This window comes from Sulfitobacter sp. TBRI5, assembly GCF_051013555.1.
Lineage (GTDB): Bacteria > Pseudomonadota > Alphaproteobacteria > Rhodobacterales > Rhodobacteraceae > JL08.
This window is the reverse complement of the sequence record NZ_CP112884.1, coordinates 3,110,138-3,134,890: the sequence shown is the minus strand read 5'-3', so window position 1 is coordinate 3,134,890 and position 24,753 is coordinate 3,110,138. Positions and strand designations below refer to the sequence as shown.

The 24,753-nt window shown below is 57.0% G+C and carries 20 protein-coding genes and 1 tRNA gene; 6 read left to right on the top strand and 15 right to left on the bottom strand.

What is annotated here, in order from left to right:
- Positions 1-99: 99 nt before the first annotated feature.
- From OLX72_RS15740 to OLX72_RS15725, 4 genes are all read left to right on the top strand, one after another.
- Positions 100-1,185 (top strand): TRAP transporter substrate-binding protein, encoded by a 1,086-nt coding sequence (locus tag OLX72_RS15740; RefSeq protein ID WP_114870405.1) that lies wholly within the window; start codon positions 100-102, stop codon positions 1,183-1,185.
- 60 nt (positions 1,186-1,245) lie between these two features.
- Positions 1,246-1,740 (top strand): TRAP transporter small permease subunit, encoded by a 495-nt coding sequence (locus OLX72_RS15735; protein ID WP_114870406.1) that lies wholly within the window; start codon positions 1,246-1,248, stop codon positions 1,738-1,740.
- On the top strand, positions 1,740-3,290 hold the full coding sequence (locus OLX72_RS15730; RefSeq protein WP_433989052.1) for a TRAP transporter large permease: 1,551 nt from the start codon (positions 1,740-1,742) through the stop codon (positions 3,288-3,290). The genes OLX72_RS15735 and OLX72_RS15730 overlap by 1 nt, the downstream gene beginning before the upstream one ends.
- A 121-nt stretch (positions 3,291-3,411) precedes the next feature.
- The gene (locus OLX72_RS15725) at positions 3,412-3,996 is read left to right on the top strand and encodes a hypothetical protein (RefSeq protein WP_433989051.1); all 585 of its coding nucleotides are present in this window, start codon (positions 3,412-3,414) and stop codon (positions 3,994-3,996) included.
- On the opposite strand, the gene OLX72_RS15720 is transcribed toward OLX72_RS15725, so the two are convergent.
- Positions 3,962-4,576, bottom strand: coding sequence for a dimethylsulfonioproprionate lyase family protein (locus tag OLX72_RS15720; RefSeq protein WP_433989050.1), 615 nt, complete (start codon positions 4,574-4,576; stop codon positions 3,962-3,964). The genes OLX72_RS15725 and OLX72_RS15720 overlap by 35 nt on opposite strands.
- A 521-nt stretch (positions 4,577-5,097) precedes the next feature.
- On the bottom strand, positions 5,098-6,117 hold the full coding sequence (locus OLX72_RS15715) for an IS110 family transposase (RefSeq protein WP_433989049.1): 1,020 nt from the start codon (positions 6,115-6,117) through the stop codon (positions 5,098-5,100).
- 398 nt (positions 6,118-6,515) lie between these two features.
- Between OLX72_RS15715 and OLX72_RS15710 the strand changes: the two genes are divergently transcribed.
- Positions 6,516-8,261, top strand: coding sequence for an adenylate/guanylate cyclase domain-containing protein (locus OLX72_RS15710; protein ID WP_433989048.1), 1,746 nt, complete (start codon positions 6,516-6,518; stop codon positions 8,259-8,261).
- Positions 8,262-8,833: 572 nt separating this feature from the next.
- On the opposite strand, the gene OLX72_RS15705 is transcribed toward OLX72_RS15710, so the two are convergent.
- Positions 8,834-8,923, bottom strand: a tRNA-Ser gene (locus OLX72_RS15705).
- A 133-nt stretch (positions 8,924-9,056) separates the two neighbouring features.
- Between OLX72_RS15705 and OLX72_RS15700 the strand changes: the two genes are divergently transcribed.
- Positions 9,057-10,217 carry an AI-2E family transporter gene (locus OLX72_RS15700; RefSeq protein ID WP_114870267.1) on the top strand — a complete coding sequence of 387 codons (1,161 nt, stop codon included), beginning with the start codon at positions 9,057-9,059 and terminating at the stop codon, positions 10,215-10,217.
- A gap of 17 nt (positions 10,218-10,234) precedes the next feature.
- Here the strand turns inward: OLX72_RS15700 and OLX72_RS15695 are convergent, their stop codons facing one another.
- The 12 genes from OLX72_RS15695 to OLX72_RS15640 form a co-directional block, all read right to left on the bottom strand.
- Positions 10,235-12,532, bottom strand: a complete 2,298-nt coding sequence (locus OLX72_RS15695; RefSeq protein ID WP_114870268.1) for a DUF3772 domain-containing protein — start codon at positions 12,530-12,532, stop codon at positions 10,235-10,237.
- Entirely contained in the window at positions 12,529-13,566 is a 1,038-nt protein-coding gene (locus tag OLX72_RS15690; protein ID WP_114870269.1) for a cysteine synthase A, read from the bottom strand. Before OLX72_RS15690 ends, OLX72_RS15695 begins: the two co-directional genes overlap by 4 nt.
- 83 nt (positions 13,567-13,649) lie before the next feature.
- Complete coding sequence (locus OLX72_RS15685; protein WP_114872269.1) at positions 13,650-14,777, bottom strand: NUDIX domain-containing protein; 1,128 nt, start codon at positions 14,775-14,777, stop codon at positions 13,650-13,652.
- 4 nt (positions 14,778-14,781) lie between these two features.
- The gene (locus OLX72_RS15680) at positions 14,782-15,222 is read right to left on the bottom strand and encodes a TrgA family protein (RefSeq protein WP_114870270.1); all 441 of its coding nucleotides are present in this window, start codon (positions 15,220-15,222) and stop codon (positions 14,782-14,784) included.
- A gap of 15 nt (positions 15,223-15,237) precedes the next feature.
- A complete protein-coding gene (locus OLX72_RS15675; RefSeq protein WP_433989047.1) occupies positions 15,238-16,446 on the bottom strand; it encodes a class I SAM-dependent methyltransferase in 1,209 nt (402 codons plus the stop codon).
- Between the two features lie 80 nt (positions 16,447-16,526).
- Complete coding sequence (locus tag OLX72_RS15670; protein ID WP_217621154.1) at positions 16,527-17,948, bottom strand: cryptochrome/photolyase family protein; 1,422 nt, start codon at positions 17,946-17,948, stop codon at positions 16,527-16,529.
- A 55-nt stretch (positions 17,949-18,003) separates the two neighbouring features.
- Complete coding sequence (locus OLX72_RS15665; RefSeq protein WP_433989046.1) at positions 18,004-19,230, bottom strand: aminotransferase class V-fold PLP-dependent enzyme; 1,227 nt, start codon at positions 19,228-19,230, stop codon at positions 18,004-18,006.
- Positions 19,231-19,330: 100 nt separating this feature from the next.
- Positions 19,331-21,178, bottom strand: coding sequence for a BCCT family transporter (locus OLX72_RS15660; protein ID WP_433989045.1), 1,848 nt, complete (start codon positions 21,176-21,178; stop codon positions 19,331-19,333).
- A gap of 166 nt (positions 21,179-21,344) precedes the next feature.
- Positions 21,345-22,334 carry an acryloyl-CoA reductase gene (gene acuI / locus OLX72_RS15655; protein WP_433989044.1) on the bottom strand — a complete coding sequence of 330 codons (990 nt, stop codon included), beginning with the start codon at positions 22,332-22,334 and terminating at the stop codon, positions 21,345-21,347.
- 99 nt (positions 22,335-22,433) lie between these two features.
- Complete coding sequence (locus OLX72_RS15650) at positions 22,434-23,537, bottom strand: dimethylsulfoniopropionate demethylase (RefSeq protein WP_433989043.1); 1,104 nt, start codon at positions 23,535-23,537, stop codon at positions 22,434-22,436.
- The gene (locus OLX72_RS15645; protein WP_433989042.1) at positions 23,537-24,043 is read right to left on the bottom strand and encodes a DinB family protein; all 507 of its coding nucleotides are present in this window, start codon (positions 24,041-24,043) and stop codon (positions 23,537-23,539) included. The genes OLX72_RS15650 and OLX72_RS15645 overlap by 1 nt, the downstream gene beginning before the upstream one ends.
- The gene (locus tag OLX72_RS15640) at positions 24,043-24,744 is read right to left on the bottom strand and encodes a DUF1326 domain-containing protein (protein ID WP_433989041.1); all 702 of its coding nucleotides are present in this window, start codon (positions 24,742-24,744) and stop codon (positions 24,043-24,045) included. Before OLX72_RS15640 ends, OLX72_RS15645 begins: the two co-directional genes overlap by 1 nt.
- Between the last annotated feature and the right edge of the window lie 9 nt (positions 24,745-24,753).

Here is a 24,753-nt window from a genome sequence, read left to right as displayed (position 1 = left end):
GCGAGACGTTCGAAATGCGCATTCCAAGCGCATCAGGGGCAGCAGAAGACGACCTCGAAGAAAAACCAACCTTAACCAAACCCAACAAGGAGACATCTTATGGACAGACGTAAATTTCTAGCATCAGCGGGGATCGGCACAGCGGCGGCCGCCCTGGCCTCGCCGGCCATTGCACAGGACAAACGCCAATGGAAAATGGTCACTGCTTGGCCAAAGAACCTGCCTGGGCCCGGAGTGGCCGCGCAAACACTGGCGGATCGTATCACCACATTGTCTGGCGGGCGGATCGAAGTGAAGCTTTTCCCCGCCGGCGAACTGGTTCCGGGGCGCGGCGTATTTGACGCTGTCAGCGAAGGCACGGCCGAACTTTACCATGCGGTTCCCGCATATTGGGGGTCTAAATCCAAGGGCATCCTGCTATTTGGGTCGCAGCCTTTCGGCCTGCGCGCGGATGAGCAGTTCGGCTGGCTTTATCACGGCGGTGGTCAGGCGCTTTATGACGAGATGTATGGCCGTTTCGGTATCAAGCCGTTCCTGTGCGGTAACTCCGGCCCACAATGGGGTGGTTGGTTCCGCGACGAGATCAATTCGGCCGAAGACCTGAAAGGCATGAAGTTCCGTACCACCGGGCTGGCCTCGGAAATGGCATCAAAACTGGGAATGGCCGCAGAAGCCATGTCAGGCCCGGCGATGTTCCAAGCCTTGCAAACTGGTGCGCTGGATGCGGGTGAATTCATCGGGCCTTGGACGGATAGTGCGCTTGGTTATCATCAGGTCGCCAAGAACTACTATTGGCCCGGTGTCGGAGAGCCGTCCTCTGCCGAGGAATGCGGTATCAACGCGGCAGCCTTTGCAGAACTGCCCGATGATCTGAAGCAGGTTGTCAGCCTCGCCTGCGAAAGCCTCTACAACCCGGTTTGGACCGAATACACAACCAAACACGCAGCGGCGCTACGAACACTTGTCGCTGATGAAGGCGTACAGGTAAAAATGTTCCCCGAGGACGTGATCAACGCCATGGGCACTGCCGCCGCCGAGGTGATCGACGAGTTGCGTCAGGACGAGGACGAGTTGGTTAAGCGGATTGCGGAAAGCTTTGTTGCTTACCGCGACTCTGTGGGTAGCTATATGGTCTATGCTGACAACGGCCAGATGAACGCACGTGCTGCGGTTATGGGCTACTAAGACGACCTGCCTGCGCGAAGCACCTTTCGCGCAGGCATCATTTCGCTTTGGGAGGGGCCGATGGAAAAACTGGCAAACTCGATCGACGCCTTCAACACAGGCTTCGCCAACTTGGTTAGATGGCTTGCGCTGTTCATGGTGCTGGTGCAATTCACAATCGTCGTCGGGCGCTATGCTTTTGGTGTGAACTATATCGCCGCTCAGGAAAGCGTGCTTTATATGCATGCGACCCTATTCATGCTGGGCGCGGGTTACACGTTATTGGTCGACAAACACGTCCGCGTGGATGTGTTCTATGCCAAGGCCAGCCCGCTAACCCAAAGACGCATTGATATTTTTGGCCACCTCTTCCTGCTTTTGCCCTCCATGGCCGCGCTGCTTTACTGGTCTTGGCCGTCGGTGCGCAACTCCTGGAAAATCCTCGAAGGCCCTCTTTCCGTCGGCGGCATTGAAGCCGTGTTCCTGATGAAATCCCTGATCCCGGCCTTCTGCATCCTTGTCATGCTTCAGTCCGTATCGCTGTTGATCCGGCTCATTCTGCAAAGGCCATCGTAATGACCGAATATCTGGACCTTTTCATGTTCGCAGCCTTGATGGGCGCGATCCTGCTGGGCTTTCCTGTGTCCTTTTCCATCGCAGGTATTGCGGTAATGTTTGCCTATATCGGCTGGTATACGGACCATATGGACATCACCCTGCTGGGCGCCATGGGCCAACGTGTTTTTGGCCTTTTGTCCAACAACGTGCTGATCGCCATTCCGCTGTTTGTCCTCATGGGGGCCATTCTGGAGAAAAGCCGCATCGCGGAAGAACTGCTTGACACTATGGGGCGCCTTTTTGGCCAGCTCCGCGGTGGTTTGGGGATTTCCGTGGTACTTGTGGGCGCGCTTCTGGCGGCCTCAACCGGTATCGTCGGAGCGACGGTTGTTGCCATGGGGCTGATCGCCCTGCCAGCCATGTTACGTGCAGGATATGACCCGCGTGTCGCCTCGGGCATCGTATGTACAGCGGGCACGCTGGGGCAGATTATCCCGCCTTCAACGCTGTTGATCATACTTGCCGACGTCATGTCAAACTCGTTCCAGCAGGCCCAGTACGAACAGGGTAAATTCTCGGTCGAGGCGCTGTCCGTTGGCCAGTTGTTTGCCGCCGCTGTTGTCCCCGGCCTGCTGCTGGTCAGCCTTTATCTGATCTATATCCTCTTGCGGGGCTGGATCCGGCCACAAGACATGCCGCCGGCCCCGGCAGATCTGGCAAAACCCGATCGTGCCGAAGTCATCCGCGCCGTTGTGCCACCGATCCTGCTGATCTTTGCGGTTTTGGGTGCAATTCTGGGTGGTGTCGCCACCCCGACCGAAGCTGCCTCGGTCGGCGCTGTGGGGGCGGTTCTGATGACTGGACACAAGATGGCCATAAACCCCAAACTAATTATGTTTGGAACGGCCGCCCTTATCTCGCTTGGTATCCTTGCGGGGGCCTTCCCCGTCCGCTTTCAACGCGATGACCTTAGCAACGGAACCTTTGCATTGGGCGTCTTCTACGCGGGTCTGGCCGTCGTCGGCATGGTTGCCGTCATTCTCGCCCTGCGCTCGGCTCTCAAAGAAAAAATCGTGCATGAGGCGATCAATTCGACCCTGACCATGACCTCGATGATTTTCGCCACAATTCTTGCGGCCGGCATCTTCAGCCTTGTTTTCATCGGCTTGGGTGGAGAAGAGCGTGTCGTGGGCATCCTGAGCAATATGCCCGGCGGCGCCACCGGTGCGTTAGTTTTCTGCATGATCTTCATCTTCTTTCTGGGGTTCTTTCTGGATTTTGTTGAAATCTCGGTCATTGTTCTGCCGCTAGTCACACCGATACTCATACTGCTCGGTCATGATCCAATCTGGCTGGGCGTGCTGATTGCCATCAACCTGCAAACCAGTTTCCTCACCCCACCATTCGGCTTTTCACTGTTTTATCTAAGGGGGGCCGCTCCAAAAGAAGTCACGACAGGCCACATATACGCAGGCGTCGTGCCTTTTATCGGGATTCAGGCGATTGGCGTGATTTTGATCTGGATGCTTCCGTTTTTGGCAACATGGTTACCGTCGGTACTGTTCTGACGGTGTTGTCAGACAAATGCGAACCAGTCTCTGCAAGGACAGCGACACTGCACAAGTTCCATGTTGGACAGATTCAGTGCATCTTGAAGTGAGTTGGCACACACGAGGTCGGAATTTATAAATGACAACAGTTGAACGGCGAAGAGCTTTAGCGCGTTTATTGCGACCATTCGATGTTGGCCATGAACTAATTAGGGTCGGAGACTTCGGTGACGGTGGTTACCTTGTGCCCGACGATCTGTCTAAAATAAGGGCTTGCTTTTCACCTGGAGTATCCAAGCAAGCGAGTTTTGAGATGGACCTTGCAAAGCGAGGCATCCAGTCCTTCATGGCGGATGCATCAGTCGACGGACCGGCTGAGGACGTGCCGGGTGCCGTTTTTCGCAAACAGCATGTCGGCCCACGTACGGAACGTGGTCTCATCTCATTGAAAGACTGGATCGACGACTGCGTTCCCGGTGAAGGCGAATTGCTTCTACAGATGGATATTGAAGCGGCCGAGTATCCCGTATTTTCATCGCTTCCTCCGCAGTACCTTGCCCGCTTCCGGATCATCGTAATCGAATTACACCGCATACCTTCGATATTGATGAAACCAAAATTCTTTGATCGTGCAAAACCTCTCCTGGATGCAATCGGCGCTTCGTTCACCAGCGTGCATAGAGCGCTCGTCAGGCCAGCAACTCAGTCTCGTGATCCTCGATGAAGGCATAGGAATGGGTATTTATGTCGCCACTCCAACGCCAGATTGCGAGGAAACCCTCAGATCCGGTGCGAAAGGCATGCGGCATCAGGCTGGGATGATGGATCATGTCACCCGCCCCTCGCATCTGGGTGTCATCGCCGGCTGTCCACAGCGCCCGTCCTGCAATAATGGCATAGGTCTCGTCAGCATCATGAAGATGCAGCGGGTAATAGCTTTCGGGTCGCATATAGACCAAGCCCAGCCTTACATCTGGCGCGGGGATCGGTCCCTCTGGCCCCATCAGTGTCAACACGCTTATCATCGCAGCAATACTCTCTTCGGTATTTCCTTCGACGGGGTTTGATCCCCAGGACAGGAAATTCTGTGCGGTCAGAACCGAGCGTGCTGTCGGGTGGGTGCTGTCAGCCAAGACCGCGCGAATGCCCGCATCAAACAGGCAGGGCAGAACAGGGTTGAAGGCCACAGGCGATGGTGTCACCAAAAGGGTTTTGGCCGTATAAGGCCCTTGCGGATCGGCTTCGGTCTCGTAGACCTCCGCGATTGCCCGCAGCATGTCGTGAAAGATATTGTTTTGCACCATGGTAAGTGGACTCCGAATGACAGCCCAGACGTTGTCGGTTTTCGTTCGTCTATCTGCGAGGAACGCGACCGGTTCAGGTCGTAATTATGCTTGGACAGTTCGAAAAAGCTGTCTGACCAATCTGTTTTAGAGGTTGGCGAGAAATCTGCGAAAACGGATCCAACCCAAAAGCAGAGCACTTGTAGAAGGACAGCTTCGCCCCGCATGTGAGACGTCCGTAACCGGCGCAGCGTACGACCGGTTTGGATTTCGGCCAATTTGGACGATTTCAATGGCCTCTGTGGATGGCTCCTGCATTGCAAGACATTTTTGACGTTTATTGCGGCATTTAATCAGTACAGTCGTCTGTCCGGCCTGTTCACGTGGTGATCTGCCACTGGCCTTGATGATTTCCGCAAGCGAGGTTCCAATCGGCTTCACGGCCTAAAGAGGCCATCGTCATTCCCGGAGTGTCCTCGCTCTTGGTTGACTCATTCCGCGTCATCACATCATGCGTCTTGCATTTCTGGCAGGTTTCCCGATCAGGTGATCGGCTGCCGGTAATTCTCCTGCCTCGTCAGCATTGCCCAGATCACGTGCGCCGTTTTGTTTGCCATGGCAACTGTTGCAAGCCGAACCGGCTTTCCAGCGAGCATCCTCGCGGTCCAGATATCGACTTTCTCGGGATGAAGTTTTGCCATCAATGCGCGCGATGTCATGCCAACGATAAGGAGTTTCCTGAGGTAATGATCACCTTTCTTGGTAATCCGCCCAAGCCTCTCTTTGCCGCCACTGGACTTATTGAGTGGGGTTAAGCCCAGCCAAGCGGCCAGATCTCGTCCGGTTTTGAACTGTTTGGCGTCGCCGACGGTCGCCACGATGGCTGACGCCGTAATCGGGCCAATCCCAGGCACCTGCATCAGTTGGCGTGCGTTGGCATCTCGTCGAGCATGGCTCTCGATCAACTTGGAAAAGCCTTCAATTCGGGCGCTGAGCCCAAGGAGTTGATAACACAAGGTGCCGAGAACCCCGTTCGCCAGTTCGGGAATTTTAGGTTGATCACCTTCCAGGTGGCTTTTGGAAAAGCGGACCACAGCCTCAACCCCGGTTGGGAGAACATAGCCAAACTCACGCAGCATCCCCCGTATCATGTTTGAGACCTGGGTTCTCTGGCGGACGATGAGTTCGCGCGTGCGGTGAGCGGTCAAAAGAGCTTGCTGGTCTTCGGTCTTGATCTCAACAAATCTCATCGTCGGGCGGCCAACCGCTTCGCAGATTGCCTCTGCATCCACTGCGTCGGTCTTTCCGCGTTTGACGTATGGCTTGACGTAAGTTGCTGGCATCAAACGGACATCGTGCCCTAACTTGCTAAGTTCTCGACCCCAATGATGGGCCGAACCGCAGGCTTCCATACCGACCACACAAGGCGGTAGGCCCTCAAAGAACTCTAACAGTTTTGCGCGTTTGATCTTCTTGTTGAAGACCTTGTCGCCTGTCACAGAAACTCCATGAACCTGGAAAACATCCTTGGCCAGATCCAGTCCTATGGTTTTTACTTGCATTGGGTGGCTCCTCTCAAAAGCAGATTCTGACACCTGCATTATGGCGCATTGCGACGCCGGGTGGAGCAGGAGCCATCCACTTCATCCGCTCTGGCGACACGCGCTGCTTCACAGCGAGAGCCATGCCGCGCCCGCGAGCATTTTCTGCGTCAGCAATAGTGGCGGGGGCAAAAGGCGGCTGTGTCCCGCGCAGCCGACATTGGTGCAGTCTACTGCGAACGACTGCTCAACGCGAGACAGCAGACATTCACCAAAATTCGGCGAATGACTGCAGTGAGCCCTTTTGCGACCTTCGCCAAGCATTTACAGAAGGCAGCATTCTGCCAAAAGCTGCCATAACGCTGAGGAATACCCCATAGATTTTCTCTCTTTAGAGAATTAGGCTCTTGGAAGGGAGAATGATCTTGGAACGCAGGTTAGCCGCCATACTGGCCGCCGATGTCGTTGGCTATTCACGCCTCACACGTGAGGATGAACAAGCCACACTCGTGGCCTTTAGCAAGCTAAGAGAAGACTTCATCGAACCCTTGATAGTTCAGCACCACGGCCGCGTTGTTAAGGTCATGGGTGATGGCTACCTGGTGGAGTTCAACAGCGCGGTTAATGCCGTACAGTGTGCGGTAGCCTGGCAACAGGGAGTGACTGAAGCGCAGGACACGAAAACCCTGACGTTTCGCATTGGAGTGAACCTCGGAGATATCGTTGTTGAAGGTGATGACATCCTAGGGGATGGCGTGAACCTTGCTGCGCGTCTTGAAGGCCTGGCCGACCCTGGTGGAATCGTGATCTCCGATATGGTTCAAAAAAATGTCTGCCACAAATTACACTTCAAATTTATAGATCAAGGGAAGCAAACACTAAAGAACATCGATCAGGCTTTGCGTACCTGGAAATGGGTAGATGGTGACGTTAATGCCACTGTAGCTGGCGATGTCGTGGCCATTGGTGACAAGCCAACAATCGCTGTCCTGGCGTTCAAAAATCTGAGTGGCGGTCCTGAGCAAGAATATTTTTCCGATGGAGTTAGTGAAGACATCATTACCGAACTGGGACGCTTTCCAGAGTTGTTCGTGATCGCTCGAAACTCGTCGTTCGCATACAAAAACGCGCGGACCCTGGCAGGAAATATTGGGCGAGATCTCGGTGTCCAGTATCTGGTTCAGGGTAGCGTCAGAAAGGCAGGTGAACGAGTTCGGATTTCAGTCCAGTTGGTGGATACTGAGACGGGCAATCAAATTTGGGCAGAGCGATACGACAGACAGTTGGAAGACATCTTCGAGCTTCAGGATGAGATCACTCGATCAGTGGTGGCCGTACTTCCTATTCGCTTACAAAGTGCCATTGTAGAACGTGCCAAACGCAAACCAGTCAAGAGTCTCTCTGCATATGACTTTGTTCTGCGAGCACGATACATGGAGAACCATACGAGCGACAAAGTCCCTGAAATACTTGAACTACTGAAGACAGCAATCGAGCTCGACCCAACATATGCACGGGCCTTCGGCATGCTGGCGTTCGTGCAAGCGTACAGCGTCTTCACATTCAGCCCGATTGGGGATGATCCGACAGCCTCTGCAGAGGTGAATATCCGTAAGGCACTAAGCCTTGATCCAGACGACCATCTAATTCAATCCGATGCAGCACATGTATATCTGATTGCTGGAAAGCATCACCTCTCGGAGAAACACATTAAAAGAGCCTATGCTCTCAATCCCAATGATATTTCTCTTCAGATAGAACGAGGCATAATCACAAACTATTGCGGTGACTCACAGCTTGGCCTGGAGATCTTGAAGACCGCTCTTGCACATGACCCGTTGGCGCGGGACCATTGGTTCGAGAGCCTGGCAGAGACCTCTTACATGCTGCGAAAATACGAAGACGCAATCGAACTATACGAGCAGTGGCAAAATCCACCTGTACATATGCTAACCCATCTTGCCGCTTGCTATGCGCAACTCGGCCAAATGGATAATGCGCGCCAAGCAGTGGAAGAGTTTGAGCGCAGGCGGCCAGCAAACTCAGATTTTGAGTTCTATGCAAACGCACACGCCCGGCTATGCAAGAGATCCGAGGATGCTAATCATTGGGTTGAGGGCTACCGAAAAGCCGGACTCATTGGCCATAACCTTGCCGACAGCTAGGTCCGGTGAGGGTCAGAAGCTGACTTTCAACTGGACAAAAAGAAGGCCAGGTTTGTCCCGCAACTCAGTCATTGCGCCATGACGCGGCGAAGGTCCGGTGCTGATGGAAGCGGGCATTTGGCTGGGCAAGAAAACGAATGAACTTTTGGATGGATTGGGGTGAGCGAGGAATTTTCCAGCCTTGAAGAACTAGACACCAAGCAGTCGACGGAGTTGAAAAGCAGGTGATCTATGTGGGTCTTCTGCAAGATTTGCTGCCGATAGCGACACGGCAAGAATTTCGATACGTGTCATAGTAAACTGACCAACTACAGTCATTGCCCAAATCCTTGCTAGAGTTTCACAGCTTTTGTTTCTCACGGGAAGGCGGCAACAAATCGCAGAAATTGTGGCATTTTTCGAAACAGTATGAATTTTCCTAGAAACAATCGGCTGGACAATGAGCGGGCGCTGGCTTGCGATTTGGGAAACTGAATGTATTCATTCAATTTCATAATGGCGGACAAAATGGGGGATAAGACAACGACCCAATCACTTAACATATTGATAAAATAGAAACTATTAAGGATGAGTGGCGGACAGACAGGGATTCGAACCCTGGAGACGGTCTCCCGCCTACACACTTTCCAGGCGTGCGCCTTCGACCACTCGGCCACCTGTCCGTGGGACGCTGATTAGACCAGCCCGCAATGCAATTGCAAGGGCCAAGCGCATAACAATCGTACGATTGTTTCATGCGGTGCTTTCCAGTAGCCTCATGCCGGTAAAACCAGACCACAGGACATCCGGCACGTTATGAACGATCTTGACCCGGCCACTTCGCCTTCCCGCACCGAACCGACTTCGCGCCGTCGCGTTGACACCGGTACCGTGCAGGCCATTGCTCTGGTGATCATCGCCTGTGCCGTCGCGGGAGAGGTTCTGGTACAATCCCGGTTTCTGCTGATCAATCTGGTGGTTGCAATCATCATTTTCAGCCTGACCAGCGATGTGATCAATTTCATCGCCCGTCAGCGTATCGGCCCGCTGCACATCCCCAACTGGCTGGCCAGTCTGGGCGGTCTTGCCATCATCTCGGCCTCGTTGCTGATCCTGACGTCGATCCTTCTCAGTCAGGTGAACCCGGTTCTGATGACCACATTGCGCATATCCGAAAGCGCCCCCGCCGCGATCGCATCGCTGTTCGCCTGGATGGGTGAAGAGGTCGAGGCGTCGATCCTGCAATCCCTCGGCTCTATCAAGGTTTCGGGGTATCTGCGCACCATCGCGGGACAGGCAGGCAACCTGATGTCGGCCACTGTCATCGTCATCCTGTTTGTCGGGTTCCTGTTCGTCGAACGGATCTGGTTCGGGGCCAAGCTGGACAATATGTTGCGCGATCCGTCACGGGCGCAACAGGTGCGCCGAGTGATCGCGTCGATCATGCACAACGTGAACTATTATCTGCTGGTCAAAACATCGGTCGGGGCCGTTACCGGAACTCTGGTCGGTATGGTCTGCGTCGGCTTTGGGCTGGAACTGGCCGTGGCGCTGGGGGTTCTGACCTTTGTGTTGAACTATATTCCGTCAGTCGGCTCTATCGTGGCGACGCTGCTGGTGACACTGGTCGCCTATGTCGAACTGGGCGATGCCGGGGCAACATTTGCGATTTTCCTGATCGTGGCGATCTTGCAGTTCGTCATCGGCAACGTGATCGATCCGCTTCTGACCGGGCGAACATTGCGCGTTTCCTCGTTCGGGATCATCCTGTCGCTGGCCTTCTGGGGGGCGGTCTGGGGCATTCCGGGCATGTTCCTGTCGGTTCCGATCATGGTGGCAGGCATGATCATCTGCGGCCAGTTTGAGGTGCTGCGCCCGGTGGCGATCCTGTTGTCCCGCGAAGGCCTGCCCGATCCGGAACCCTATGTCGATATCGATCCGGCCGCGCCGCACCGGTCCGCGACAAACGGCAAGTAAGGCGATAAACCCCGCCTTCAGCCTTCGCCGCGGTTCAGCACTTCGGGATTGCGCAACCAGATGTCACGCTGGGCAAACGGAATTTCGATACCTTCTTCTTCGAACCGTTTCGCGATTTCGTGGTTCATGTCGGATTTCACGGACAATACCCAGTTCACATCGCGCAGGATCGCCCGGATTTCAAAATCCAGCGAGTCCGCACCAAAGCTTTGGAACACGATGTTCGGTGCCGGATTGGCCAGAACCATGGGGTGCGCGTTCGCAATCTCGCGCAAAATCTCTTCCACGCGTTTGGTATCGGTGCCGTAAGCCACACCGACGCTGACGATCACACGACCCACGGTATTGCCGCGCGTATAATTCGTGACCGTACCGCTGACAAAATCGGCGTTGGGTATGATCACATCGGTGCGGTCAAAGGTTTCGATCCGTGTCGCGCGCACCGAAATATCGCGCACATATCCCATCTGGCCATTCACTTCGATCCAGTCGCCTTCGGAAATCGGACGTTCGATCAGCAGGATGATCCCGCTGACAAAGTTCTGCACGATGGTCTGAAGACCGAAACCGATCCCGACGGACAGCGCACCAGCCACAATCGCAATTGATGACAGATTGATGCCCGCCGCAGTGATCGCCACCACGGATGCAATGAAAATCCCGACATATCCCAGCCCCGCAACAATCGCTGTCTTGCCGCCGGGATCAATCTGCGTTTTTGGCAGAACCGTGTTGCGCATGGTCCCTTGCAACAAGCGGGTGATCGAATAGCCGATGGCAAAAACGACAGCAAATGTCAGAAACGCCGAAGGAGAAATCTGGACGCCGCCGATGGAAAATCCGCCCAGAAAGTTCAGCCACCATTCATACAGATCAGCAATCCGGGCACCCCAGAACAAGGCCAGAAACGGCAGTGATGCCAGAGTAAGCCCAAACCCCAACAGGACCGGTACCAGCGCATCGCGCCCTGCCTCACCCTTTTTTGTGACCCAGACATAAATGTCGGTTGCAAGCCGGTTCAGCACCAACACCAGGGCCAGCGCCCAGGTGGTTGCGATCATCGGGAAAATGATGCCCTTGCTGGCGGCGGTGTATCCGAACGCGGCAAGTATTGGTGTCGCAATGCCGATCGCCGCCATGGCCGTGCCGATATTGCGCGCCAGCCATTCCGCATTGCTTTTCTGCGTTGCGTCCTCGTCGTCCTCCGGTTTCGGGATGTTGCGCAAGATCTGGCCCAACCTCGAAAACACCAATCCGGCCAACAGGACTTGCGGGAAAAACAGGATCGCTTCGACCTGAGGGGAAAACCGTTCGAAATTCGAAAGCATTTCGAAAAAGCTGCGCAACACGATCAGAACCGCGAGGAATGTGCCGTAGAACCGTGCCTCGGCGCGGCGCTGAAGCGGCAAATTCAAAAGCGGGTCATCTTCGTTTTTTGCGAAAACCTGTTCGCACAACCAGCGGAACAACAGGATAATCGCCCCCCACGCGGGAATGGCGAAGATAAGCGTGCTACCGCGCAACCCAAGATTTCCGGTCAGAACAAAGGCCTGTGCAATAGCCACCAGACCAATCAACGGCAGAATGATGCGCCCAAGCGAGACGATCAACTGCCAGATCCGCGCGCCGCCCCCACCCAAAAGAGCGAAACGCGCGCCAAGACGTTTGGACCAGCGCCCGCCGCGCGCGATCAGGACGAGGCCAATCGCGGCCAGTGCAATAATCACTGGCAGATTATCGCGTGTCGTTACGGTGCGGGTGGGCGCGTTGCGCATCGCCTTTGACTCGGCTCCGATGGCACGCAAGGATCGCAAAACATGTTCAAACGCGACGGGCCATTCCGACAGGTTAAGAGGCGACGGGGACCGTTCCAGAAAATCGTCGCGCATCCGTTCGCGGATCAGCTTGTCGATTTCCGACACAAGAGCATCAGCAAGACTATAGGCTTCCTGTGCCGCGACCACAGGCTCGCGCGCCTGAGCCAGTTGGTTCTTCAGGTTTTCACGACGCACGGCTACCGGTTCCGGATCGCCTGACTCGGGAACAGGACCCAGCGCTTCAAGCTGCGCATTCAGCGTACTTATGCGAGTGTCATTGATGCTTTGCGCGTCCTGAAACTGTTTGCGGAACGCCACGATTTCCTTGCGCAGGTTTTCCATCGTGATGACCGACGCACGATTGGCCTCAATGGCCGCCTCGGCGCGCGCAGCAGTCGAGTCCCACGCGTCGTAATCCGGCGCCTTGCCTTGGGCAACGGCCAGCCCGGCGCACAGCACAAGGCAAAAGGCCGCGATAAGGGTGCGTAACGTTTTCATACGTCTTCGAACACGCCGGGGATGCTGGCCGGCGCCTGTGTCAGCCAGCGCGGCTGCGGCAGGTTCTTTTCGCGCAGGAAATCAGGATTGAACAGCTTGGATTGGTACCGCGTGCCGTAATCGCACAATATGGTTACGATCGTATGGCCCGGTCCCATATCTCTGGCCATCCGCACCGCTCCCGCGATGTTAATGCCGGATGAACCGCCCAGACACAGACCTTCGTGTTCCAGCAGATCAAACACATAGGGCAGTGCCTCGGCATCGTGAATGTTGTAATTGAAATCCGGTGTCAGACCTTCCAGATTCTTGGTGATCCGGATCTGCCCGATCCCTTCATTGATCGACCCACCTTCGGACATCACCAGTTCACCACTGGTGTAAAAATTGTAAAGCGATGCGCCATCCGGATCCGCCAATCCGATCTTGACCCCCTTGGGTTGCAAGGCCTGCGCCACACCGGCCAGCGTTCCGCCTGATCCGACCGCACAGATAAACCCGTCAACCTTGCCGTCGGTCTGCTGCCAAATTTCCGGTCCGGTGCCCTCGACATGGGCCTGTCGGTTGGCCACGTTGTCAAACTGGTTCGCCCAGATCGCGCCGTTGGGTTCGGTCTTGGCCATTTCGCGCGCCAGTCGCTCTGAATAGCGCACAAAGTTATTCGGATTGCGATAGGGCACCGCCGGCACCAGAACCAGCTCTGCTCCGATCAGGCGCAACATATCCTTTTTTTCCTGGCTTTGGGTTTCCGGCATCACGATAACGGTCTTGAACCCCATCGAGGCGCCGACCAGCGCCAGACCGATGCCGGTGTTGCCCGCCGTGCCTTCGACAATCGTGCCACCTGGTTTCAGATCACCGCGCGCAATCGCATCACGGATGATGAACAACGCCGCACGGTCCTTGACCGACTGGCCCGGGTTCATGAATTCGGCCTTGCCCAGAATCTCGCATCCGGTTGCCTCACTGGCCTGTTTCAACCGGATCAACGGAGTGTTGCCGACCGCCCCGGCCAGATCTGATGCAATGTGCATGATACGTCCTCGATTATTCAGTGGCGTTGACGCCTTGGACAGATGTACCCGCGCGCCGCCGCGACCTCAAGCCATTGACGGGGTCAGGCGGTATTTCGCAACCTGTCGCGGTGCCGCGCCAGCCACAGCGTGGCCAGCACCAGCGGCGCATTCCGGATATGGCCCCGATCCAGCATCGCCATCAGCGCATCAAATCCGATCAGATGCACGCGAATATCCTCGTTCTCGCTGTCCAGCCCGCCGGTGCCATTGGTCTTATCCGGCAAATTCGCAAGGCCGACATAGACATAGAAAAATTCGCTGGATGCGCCGGGGGACGGATAACAATCCGCAACGTTTTCAAGCGTATAAAGTTCAACCCCCGCCTCTTCCAGCGTTTCGCGATAGGCGGTTTGTTGCGGCGTTTCCCCGGCATCCAATCGCCCCGCAACCGGTTCAAGCTGCCAGACATCCGGATCACCACGCCCCAGCGGCCCCATGCGCATCTGTTCCACCAGCAGAACCACATCGCGCACCGGATCGTAGGGCAGCACAATTGCAGCATCCCCGCCCATGAAAACCGCACGTTTGACAATATCGGTTTCCTGCCCGTCGAACCGGCGAAACGACAGATCATATTCATCCAGCGCAAAGAAATCGGCATAGGCGCGCCGGTGCTGTGAAATCCGGACATCCGCGCGGCTCAGGCCGCTTGGGCTGACCGGCACGCCCGCCGCTGCGTTCAGACGGGCGGCGGCGCGGGCCTGTATCATCGGGAACATGCGCCCGATCTGATCGTCGGATTTGACCCCGAAATAATCCATCACTTCTATCGCGGCCGTCGAGGCCAGTGGCCCGCAATCCTTTTCCCATTCGGTCAGGGACCACGGCGCACCGGGCTGCCACAGCAATACATCGGGGAAAAAAACCTGTGCCGGTTCGGCATTGCCGTCCTCCGTCACCACATGGACCGGGCTCAGATCATAATCGAACCCGGATTCGTAGAAATCCAGCCGCGCCACGTCTTCATCGCTTAACCCGCGGATCAGCAGGCCCTGCGCCTGCGCGCCAGCCTGCGCGACAATCATCGGAAAGGTCTGATCCTTGGCCCAGTACACAGCATGATCGGGCAACACCGCCTGCGCCATGTCCAGACTTGAAGGTGCGCGCCCCAACACGATCCCGAGAAGCGGCAGATGCCGCAACGTGCCATAACAAAAGAATGAAGTCATGCCGTCAGCGCCATTTCCGCGACGCATGTTCCGTAAGCAGGCCGACAATCACGCCGCCGATCACCAGAACCATGATCAGCGGGCCGTTCAGCAACACCATACCAAACTGGGCCATCAGTTCGAAAATCGCGATCACCGCTTCGAACGCGTTGTCATAGCGGTTACGCATCGCAAGGCGTACCATTTCGTTGCAGCCCTGCACGAACAGACCCCAGAACACCAGACTGACCATACCGGTAAACCCGTTGTTGATCGCGGCCGTGGTGCCCCGCCCTGCCCGCTTGCCCATCACAACCCAGCCGCACAGCACGCCCAGAACGATGTTCACGATTGTGAAATACCCGAAATCCGTGCTTTCGGGCATCAACGGCATAATCATACCGGAGGCGATAAAGGCCAGCACAGCCAGCCCGACAGCGGCGACAAGGCGGGCGGCGTTAGGCATGTATCTTCATTTGAATCATGTGGGCCGTGATATTGTGATCTGGGTTACGTCACAGTTGGCACTTTCAAACGTCGCAGCGCAAGAGGTGAGATAAAAATTCCACATTCTTCGAAACCTCTGATCAAAGCCAAGGGCTGCGATCTGATCCCACTTTTCGTTGAATGTTTCATGCCAGCGCCGCAATGACAGGCTGTAGCTTTTGCCGAATTCCAGCGACCGGACGATGCCAAGACCGGATTTTTCGATCTGCGCGCGCAGCACAGACGGGCTGGGCAGCATGCCGCCCGGAAAGATGTATTTCTGGATGAAATCGGGCCCACGCTTGTAAACGTCCCAACGCCGGTCGGCAACGGTGATGATTTGCAAGGTCGCGTTCTTGCCCGGCTTCAGCCGTTCACGCACCGTTTCGAAATAGATCGGCCAGTATTGTTCGCCAACCGCTTCGAACATCTCGATACTGGCAATGCCGTCATAGACGCCCTTTTCGTCGCGATAATCCTGAAGCTTGAAATCCACCATTCCGGAAAGCCCAGCCTTTTCAATGCGCTTTCGTGCATAGTTGATTTGCTCTTCGCTGATGGTAAGCCCTGTCACCTTCAGGCCGCGCTCTTTGGCGGCGTATTCGGCAAAACCGCCCCAACCACAGCCGATTTCCAGAATATGATCGCCGGGCTGTGCGCCCATCTGATCCACCATACTGGCATATTTGGCAATCTGGGCGGCCTCGTGGCTTTCCTGCCCCGTCTGAAAGATGGCGCTGGAATAGGTCATCGTGTCGTCCAGCCACAATTTATAGAAATCGTTGCCCAGATCGTAGTGATAGGAAATGTTCTTGCGCGCCTGGTTCTTGTGGTTGCGCTGCAGCCAGAACCGCACCCGTTCAAACAGACGTACAATGCCCATTCCGGGAAACCCGTCATATATGTCTTCGTTGTCGGCATGCACCAGATCCATGAACGCCTGCAAGTCGGGGGTCGACCACCATCCTTCAAGATAGCCGTCACAGAACCCCAGATCGCCTTCGCGGATCAGGCGGGCGAACAAATCGTCGTTGTGTATGTCAATTTCGGCCACGGGACCGGGATTCTTGCCGTGGGCGCGAAACCGGCGGCCATCGGGCAAAACAAAATCGACCCATCCGTTGTTCATGCCTTGCGACATCGCAAAAACATTCGAAAAATAACGGGGCAGCCCTTTCTGGCCGTCTGTTGTCGTCAGGATCATCCCCGCTCCTTCTTCGTTCTCTTGCAGAAAAAGGCTAGGCGCTGCGGCGTGGCCCTTCAAGGTTTCAGTCATATGTTTCATCAGAATCCACGATCTTCATAGGCGCCCAGTGCCCTTTTGCGTCCGTCCGCCGGCGTTACAATCGGGTCGGGATACGCATCATCCGGGGACAGGCCCCAGCGCTTTGGAACGGCATCAAAATAGCTTAACGCGGTGGCACTTGGCCGCGCGCGGCCTTCGGCGATCCATTTATCGGCATAGACGCCCTTGGGGTCGAACTTGTCCAGTTGGCTGGCAGGATTGAACACCCGGAAATAGGGTGTCGCATCCGGCCCCGATCCGGCCGACCACTGCCAGCCCATCGCGTTGCTGGCCGGATCCCAATCGGTCAGGCAATCGGCAAACCAGTCCAACCCGATTTTCCAGTGGGTCAGCAGATGTTTGGTCAGGTAACTGGCCACGATCATCCGCCCGCGGTTGTGCATCCGGCCTGTCACATACATCTCGCGCATGGCGGCATCGACAAAGGGCAATCCGGTGCGCCCCTGTTTCCACGCCAGCACATCGGGATGATCACCGTCAGTCTGCCAAGGGAATTCATCCCAGTCCGGTTTCCAGTTACCGGTCAGAATACGCGGTGTGTGATGCATCAGGTGATAAGCAAACTCGCGCCACACCAGTTCCTTGAGAAACGTTTCCGCGCCCTGTTTGCCCTGATCCTGCGCGCGCGCGCCCGCATGCCAGCACTGATGCGGGCTGATTTCGCCCAAGGCCAGGTTTTCGGACAGGTTTGATGTGCCATCCACGCCCGGACGGTCCCGGTTGGCAACGTAGTCCCCCACCAGTTCATCGATAAAATAATCCAGCCTGTCCTGCGCCGCTGCCTCGCCCAGTTGGATATGGGGGCGCACGATCTCTGCGCCGCGATACATGCCACGCCCCAGCGCCCAATCTGCCAGCGGCTCTGATTTTGGCCAGTCATCGGGGGCCGGCAGGGTTGCGGGTTCAGCCAGCGGATAGGCCACATCGCGCCCCTGCACCGACCGCCAGAACGGCGTGAATACCTTGTAATACCCGCCGGTTTTTGTTTCCACGCTCCACGGTTCAAACATCAGATGCCCGCCAAAGGATCGCGCGTCGATGCCCTGATCCTTCAGCGTTGCCTTGATTTCCGTATCGCGTTCCACCGTATCCGGATCATAGAGCCTGCTCCAGTAAACCGCCGTCGCACCCGTATCCCGGATAAGGTCTTGCAACATATCTAGCGCGCGCCCCTGCCGCAGGATCAGATCGCTGCCCTTTTCGCGCAGGCGGTCCTGCAAATGGCCGACCCCAAGACCCAGACGCCATTGTGGCGCGGTGCCCAACCCGCGCACCGCGTCATCGCAGATGAATACGGGTATGACAGGGCGGCCGGACTCAGCCGCCGCACAAAGTGCCGGGTGATCGGACAGGCGCAGATCGCGCCGGAACCACATTATGATGGGGGTATTTGACTGCACAAGGTGCCTTTTATTATCGTCTTTTAGCTTTATACGCGCGCCACGTCCGTCCGGATTAAACGATATCGTCCAAAGCGTTCAAAAGTTGGTCCATTTCGGATTGTGCGGTGTAATGGGTGAAACTCAGCCGCAGCACACCGTCCTCGGGCGAGATACCCAACGCTTCCAGCGCGCGCACCGCATAAAAATCACTGCCCTCGGCCATGATCCCGCGATCCGCCAGCTTTTTCGCCAGCGGAAAGGCCGCGCGCCCCAGATCCAGCGCCACGGTCGGCGCCCGTCCGCTCGCCTTGTCCGGCCCGATCAGCCTGACGGAATTACGGCTGTTTGCCCAGTCCAGAAGCGGCTGCAACAGTCTGGTTTCATGGGCGCGCATCAGGTCGTGCACAAAGGCGGATTTCCTGGCTGGCGCCATATCGCCGCCACCACCGTGATGTGCATGGAGCGCGTCGATGTAATCCGCCATTCCGGCGCAGGCGGCTATCTGGGCATGGTCCGGACCCGCCGGGGTAAAGCGTTTATACAAGCTGTCCGCATTGAAATAATGCCCCTGATTGGGCAGCAATTCCCCCAAGGCCCGCCGGATCACCATCAATCCCTGATGCGGCCCGTATGTCTTATAGGCTGATAACAGATAGATATCGGCCCCCAGCATCCCGACATCGGGGAACCCGTGTGGCGCATAACTGACCCCGTCAACACACACGAACGCGCCCGCCGCATGGGCCATTGCAGTGATTTCAACCACCGGATTGATCGCGCCGATCACGTTGGAGCAATGCGGAAAGCACACCAACCGTACCTTTTCGTCCAGCAACTCATCCAGATCATCGGTGTTCAGCATACCGCTAACGGGGTCGATCTTCCACTCGCGCACCTCGATCCCCTGATCGGCCAGACGCCGCCACGGCCCGGAATTTGCCTCGTGATCCTGATTGGTCACGATTATCGCCTCGCCCTTTTGCATCCAGTCCCCGAACGCACGGGCCAGAACATAGGTGTTCTGTGTCGTTGACGGGCCAAAGCTCAACTCGTCGCCCGCCACCCCAAGCATGGCCGAAAGCCGGGCGCGCGCCTCGTCCATTTCGCAGCCCGCCAGTTGTGACGCGGCATAGGGCGCATAGGGCTGCACCTTGCGCTGCGTATAAAAGCGGAACAACCGGTCGATCACCGGCTTGCAGGTATAAGACCCGCCCGCGTTTCCAAAAAAGGCCTGACCGCGCAGGCTCGGTTCGCTGAACGCCGGGAATTGCGCCCGGACAAAATCGATATCAAGTGTCATGGCAGATTGGTGGCGCGTCCCGCATCATGCGTCAAGACCACAAAAAAAAGGCCGCCCCGAAAGGCGGCCTGATCTTGCAGAGTAAATTGTAACGCGGTTGCTATTCCGCGGGTTCGGCCGCGACAACCGATGTGGTGGGCAAACCATGCTTGATACGCTGCCCGTCACGCCAGATCGCCTTGATCAGCGAAACGCCCATCAACACCATCACAAAGCTGAACGGCAAGGCCCCGATCACCATCGCCGTCTGGATCGCGCCCAGACCGCCGGCAATAATCAGACCGCCCACAACCAATGCCAGGGCAGCGCCCCAGAACAGGATATGCGGGCGCGCCTTTGGTCCTTCATCACCCGCCGCGTTGATCGTGTTGATGATCAGCACCGCGCTGTCCGCCGACGTGACCAGATAGGTCAGCAACAGCACAACAATCAGGATCGACATCAGCCAGGCCAGTGTTTCGCTCAGGATCACACCCAGCATCGCGAACAACTGGTCTGCCTGACCAGCGCCGACAATGGCACCGTTTGCTTCGCCGGTCAGTTCCAGATCGATGGCTGTACCGCCCACGATCGCGAACCAGACGAAACACATCAGCGCCGGGATCACCATCGCACCCAGAACATATTCCCGCACCGTACGACCTTTCGAGATCCGTGCCAGAAACACGCCGACGAACGGCGCGAACGCAATCCACCAGGCCCAGTAGAAGATGGTCCAGGCACCCTGCCAGCCCGACAGTCTGCTTTCGGTGGCCGCAGCATAGGCCGCTGCAATATCACCTGCCGGCAAAGATGCGGCACCTTCCGGCAATCCTTCGGTAAAGGACGCCAAAGTGCCCCACGGGCTTGTCGCGCCGTCATACACGGCCGACAGCGTCTTGGCGGGCAACGCCTGAACGCTTGCCGGCACATTTGCCACAAACGCATCCATGGGTGTTGCCGACCAGACGGTAAAGATGTTCCCCGGAATGGACAGGAGATAATCCCAGATACCGACAAACAACGCCGACAGCCCAAAGAAGGTCGATCCGAAGATGACAAAGAAGGTCAGAACGAAAAAGCTGAGGCCCATGTTGATGTTGGACAGCCACTTGATCCCCTTGCCCACACCGGAAAGCGCCGACAGCGTCGATGCACCCATGATGATCAGCAGTGCAAAGATGATCGCGCTGGTCGAGGATGATTGCGAACCATCCGCCGCCGTCGTGTACAGCCAGTCGCCGAAGCCGATCCGCGAAAGGCCCGCAATAAACTGCTCCACGCCAAAGCCCAGCGTCTGCGCCACACCCAGAACCGTGGCAACAACCGCCACCACGTCCACAGCATGTCCTACCGGACCAGACAGCTTTGTGCCAAAAATCGGCACCAGTGCCGACCGGATGGTCAACGGCAGCCCGCGCCGATACGAGAAATAGCCAAGCGCCAGCCCGACAATCGCATAAGACGCCCATGCCGCAAGCCCCCAGTGGGTGAACGACCAGATATAGGCATCCCGCACGTTTCCGGCAGTGCTGCCTTCGGTGTCACCCATGATCGTCGCGGGGTTCGATCCGAAATGATACATCGGCTCTGCCGTTGCAAAGGTCAGCATCCCGATACCGATACCGGCGCCGAACATCATGGAAAACCACGAAAAGTTCGAAAATTCCGGTTTGTCAGACTCAAGCCCAAGCTTGAGCTTGCCCGCCGTCGGCCACAGCGCCAGCGCGAAACACAGGATCACGAAAAACGCCATCACATAGACGTACCAGTAACTGAACGATGCAAGAATGATACTGTTCAGTGCCCCCAGAACGCTGGCCGCCTGATCGGGGAACGCGATGGCCCACAGGATCAGCGCACCGACCAGTAACTTGGCCGTAATGGTCACATCCTTGGTGAACCCTCGATAAAATCCGGACGCTGCCGTCTTGATCGGCAGCTCCGTTAGAGCTGGTTTTATTGGCATTTTTCCCTCCACTGCCGCCCGAAAGAAAGACGGTCATTTTTGCGTATTGCGTTTTTATTGTGCCTGATATTGCAGCAATACATACATCTCAGGCTCATCATAAGCGGCACTATGTCAACAAAAAAAGGCAGCTTGCGCTGCCTTTGATCTTTTAATCCCTTGCCACTTACGCGTTCACATCCACCACAACCCGGCCCTTGACCTGGCCTTTCAGAATGTCTTTCCCCAGTTGCGGCAGATCGCCCAGCGTCGCCGGTTGCACCATCGCATCCAGCTTGTCCATCGGCAGATCCTTGGCAATCCGCGCCCAGGCCCGCACTCGGTTGTCATAGGGCTGCATCACGCTGTCGATCCCCAAAAGGTTCACACCGCGCAACAGGAACGGAATGACCGTCGCAGGCAAATCCGCCCCGCCGGCAAGGCCAACAGCAGCCACGGAAGCCCCGTATTTCATCTGTCCAAGCACCCGCGCCAGCATTGCCCCCCCCACGGCATCGACACAGCCCGCCCAGGTTTCGCCCTCAAGCGGACGCTTGACGGTTTCGTTGATGTCTTCGCGCGCGACAATCTGTGTTGCGCCCAGCGATTTCAGATAATCGGCAGTTTCGGGGCGTCCGGTTACACCGGCCACTTCGTGTCCCAGATGCGCCAGAATGGCCGTGGCAACCGATCCAACCCCACCGGCAGCGCCGGTCACCAGTACCGGCCCGTGCCCCGGCTTCAGCCCGTGATCCTCCAACGCCATCACCGCCAGCATCGCGGTGAAACCGGCCGTTCCTACCGCCATCGCAGCGCGCGTGTCCAGCCCTTCGGGCAAGGGCACCAGCCAGTCGGCCTTGACCCGTGCCTTCTGCGAATATCCGCCCCAATGCGCCTCGCCCACGCGCCAGCCTGTCAGCACCACCTTGTCGCCGAGTTTATAGCGCGCGTCCTCTGAACTTTCGACAGTGCCGGCAAAATCGATCCCGGGCACATGCGGATAATTGCGCACCAAACCGCCCCCCGGACCGATGCACAGCCCGTCCTTGTAATTCACCGTGGAATATTCAACCGCGACAGTCACCTCGGCATGGGGCAGATCATCCAGACCGATCTGCGACACCGCTGCGCTGGTTTTTCCGTCTTCATTCTTGTTCACGACCAATGCGTTAAACATCTTATTCTCCTGTTCCGCGCGGCGGCACCTTGCGCACCGCCTTCCTCTTCATTTGTCCGCAAATACTCCCGCCGGAGGCTCCGGCGGGGGTTGGCGGGACTACAACCAGAATGTCTCCTGCACGGTTGCACCGCGCATGCCATCGGGGGTTTCGACCTCAAGCCTGGTGCCCGCGTCCCAATGGGTCATGCGCACCATGCCGATGGCCACGTTGGTTTTGAAATCGGGCGACCAGGCCGCCGATGTCACCTGCCCCACACGTTTGCCCTTGGCAAAGACCGGCCACGCGCGGTCACATCCGGGCACGGCATCGCCGTCAATCGCAATCGGGCGCACCTGCTGCACCGGCCCTTCCTTGGCCACCCGCAGCAATGCATCCCGCCCGATACAGCCGATTGCCGTCTGGGTGTCGCAAAACCGCCCCAGCCCGCATTCATGCGGCGTGTTGTCATCCGTCATGTCATTGCCGTAAGACAGCAAACCCGCCTCGACCCGCTCGATCCCGTTGGGGCACCCGGCCCGCACGTTCAGATTTTCTCCGGCCTCGAACAGCGCGTTCCACAAGGGCATGCCGAGATCACTGCCCTCGACATAGATCTCGAACCCGCCCTGCTTGGAATAGCCTGATCGTGCCACGACCAGATCGCGCCCCTCGAACTGGTAAAGCCCGTAGCGGAAAAAGCGGATGCTGCGCACCGACTCTCCGAACACCCGTTCCATCAGATCGTCGGCCTTGGGCCCCTGCACCGCCAGTGGCGAAATATCGGGTTCATCCACCAACACGTCCAGCCGATAACCGTTGGCCACGCCCTTGACCCACAACAACAGGTCACTGTCGGCAATCGAAATCCACCAGCGGTCTTCCGTCAATTTGACCGCAACCGGATCGTTCAGCATCCCGCCAGTTTCATCGACGATGGGCACATAGTAACACTGCCCCGGCAGCATGCCGCGCAGATCGCGCGGCGTCAGCATTTGCATCAGACGCGCCGCATCCGGGCCGCGCAATTCCACCTGCCGCTCGCAGGCCACATCCCACACCTGCACGTGATCCTTCAGATGCCGGTAATCGGCCTGAACCGTCTCGAACATAGTGGGCAGCAACATCCGGTTGTAAACCGTGTACGCTTTCACGCCAGCGGCCTCGACGCAGTCGGAAAAAGGGGTGCGCCGCAAACGGCGGGAGGGAGAGATCAGGGCCATTATTCAGGTTCCGGCATAAAGGGAAGATCGGTATCGGACGTTTTCAGTCCTGCGGCGGTCATCATCGCGTGGATTTGCCCGCGATGGTGGGTCTGATGATTGAAAAGCTGCATCACACAGATCTCCTTGGGCTTTGTCAGTTCTTTTCCAACGGCGCCGGAAAACCATGTCAGATCGCCTTTCAGGTCGATATTGTTCAGCATTTGCGCCCATTGCAGAATCCGTCCATCGGTTTTGAACCGCGCGGCGCTCCAACTGGCAAAAGTGGGGTGCTGTACCAGTCCTTCCTTGGGGCCCACCGCAGGCGGATCGCCCCCGTCAAAGCGCGAAATCCACAGATGATCGCCCCAGACCAGATGATTGAGCGTCGCCATGATCGATCCGAAAAACGCGCCCCGGTCCTGATGCAAAGCCTTTTCATCCAGCGCCTTGAGAGTGTCGGTCATCTGTGTGTTCTGCCACGCATTGTAGCGCGCCATCGTGACGCAATACCCGCGGTCGATCATCACTTGGGGCCTTTCCAGTCGATCGGGCAGATTTCGGCCGACATGCCGGCAAAATCCCACACCCGCCCGTAATCGCGCACGCGGCTTTTCAGCCCCTTGGCGGCAATTATGTCCGGCCCCATCCAGTATTTGGAATTGCTGACCATCACCGGATGTTCCGGGCTCAGCCCCGCGATCATCTCGATCTCGCCCTGTATCTTGCGGCCGATATTGATCGACCGGCGATTGCCTTCGCGCACGATCTCGACCGGCGCCTTTTCCGCGCCGATGATTTCGGACACCAGCATCGTGAACAGGCCCGTCGTGCCGCCCGCGGCTCCGGAAAAGATTTGCAGGATGCCGTTATAGGCTTTCTGGCTGGCACGTTCGTCGACATAAGCGGCGACCTTCCAGTTGCCCTCGCCCATGCGACCGGGAATATCCACCAGCAGCCCGACTTTCAGACCACCCAGATCCTCGCCTTCGTAATGGCCCTCATCAATGGCAATCGCCATCCACGCGTGGCAATGGCCTTCGGTCGGCGGGTGTGCACCCAGTGAAACAACACAGGGGCAGAATACGGTACACGAGCAGTTCAGGAACAGCTCTCCCTTGATTGCCCATTCGGTTGCATTTGTCTGCCGCCGTTTGGGGTTGGGCATCCGCTGGTCGATCCGTTGCGATATTGGCAAACGATCCGCATCAGGTCTTTTGGTCGCCATGTCTCTCTC

Excerpts from the sequence above, each read along its gene's own strand:
- OLX72_RS15740 (WP_114870405.1), top strand. The coding sequence starts at position 100 with ATGGACAGACGTAAATTTCTAGCATCAGCGGGGATCGGCACAGCGGCG.
- OLX72_RS15735 (WP_114870406.1), top strand. The coding sequence starts at position 1,246 with ATGGAAAAACTGGCAAACTCGATCGACGCCTTCAACACAGGCTTCGCC.
- OLX72_RS15730 (WP_433989052.1), top strand. The coding sequence starts at position 1,740 with ATGACCGAATATCTGGACCTTTTCATGTTCGCAGCCTTGATGGGCGCG.
- OLX72_RS15725 (WP_433989051.1), top strand. The coding sequence starts at position 3,412 with ATGACAACAGTTGAACGGCGAAGAGCTTTAGCGCGTTTATTGCGACCA.
- OLX72_RS15720 (WP_433989050.1), bottom strand. The coding sequence starts at position 4,576 with ATGGTGCAAAACAATATCTTTCACGACATGCTGCGGGCAATCGCGGAG.
- OLX72_RS15715 (WP_433989049.1), bottom strand. The coding sequence starts at position 6,117 with ATGCAAGTAAAAACCATAGGACTGGATCTGGCCAAGGATGTTTTCCAG.
- OLX72_RS15710 (WP_433989048.1), top strand. The coding sequence starts at position 6,516 with ATGATCTTGGAACGCAGGTTAGCCGCCATACTGGCCGCCGATGTCGTT.
- OLX72_RS15700 (WP_114870267.1), top strand. The coding sequence starts at position 9,057 with ATGAACGATCTTGACCCGGCCACTTCGCCTTCCCGCACCGAACCGACT.
- OLX72_RS15695 (WP_114870268.1), bottom strand. The coding sequence starts at position 12,532 with ATGAAAACGTTACGCACCCTTATCGCGGCCTTTTGCCTTGTGCTGTGC.
- OLX72_RS15690 (WP_114870269.1), bottom strand. The coding sequence starts at position 13,566 with ATGCACATTGCATCAGATCTGGCCGGGGCGGTCGGCAACACTCCGTTG.
- OLX72_RS15685 (WP_114872269.1), bottom strand. The coding sequence starts at position 14,777 with ATGACTTCATTCTTTTGTTATGGCACGTTGCGGCATCTGCCGCTTCTC.
- OLX72_RS15680 (WP_114870270.1), bottom strand. The coding sequence starts at position 15,222 with ATGCCTAACGCCGCCCGCCTTGTCGCCGCTGTCGGGCTGGCTGTGCTG.
- OLX72_RS15675 (WP_433989047.1), bottom strand. The coding sequence starts at position 16,446 with ATGATCCTGACGACAACAGACGGCCAGAAAGGGCTGCCCCGTTATTTT.
- OLX72_RS15665 (WP_433989046.1), bottom strand. The coding sequence starts at position 19,230 with ATGACACTTGATATCGATTTTGTCCGGGCGCAATTCCCGGCGTTCAGC.
- OLX72_RS15660 (WP_433989045.1), bottom strand. The coding sequence starts at position 21,178 with ATGCCAATAAAACCAGCTCTAACGGAGCTGCCGATCAAGACGGCAGCG.
- acuI (WP_433989044.1), bottom strand. The coding sequence starts at position 22,334 with ATGTTTAACGCATTGGTCGTGAACAAGAATGAAGACGGAAAAACCAGC.
- OLX72_RS15650 (WP_433989043.1), bottom strand. The coding sequence starts at position 23,537 with ATGGCCCTGATCTCTCCCTCCCGCCGTTTGCGGCGCACCCCTTTTTCC.
- OLX72_RS15645 (WP_433989042.1), bottom strand. The coding sequence starts at position 24,043 with ATGATCGACCGCGGGTATTGCGTCACGATGGCGCGCTACAATGCGTGG.
- OLX72_RS15640 (WP_433989041.1), bottom strand. The coding sequence starts at position 24,744 with ATGGCGACCAAAAGACCTGATGCGGATCGTTTGCCAATATCGCAACGG.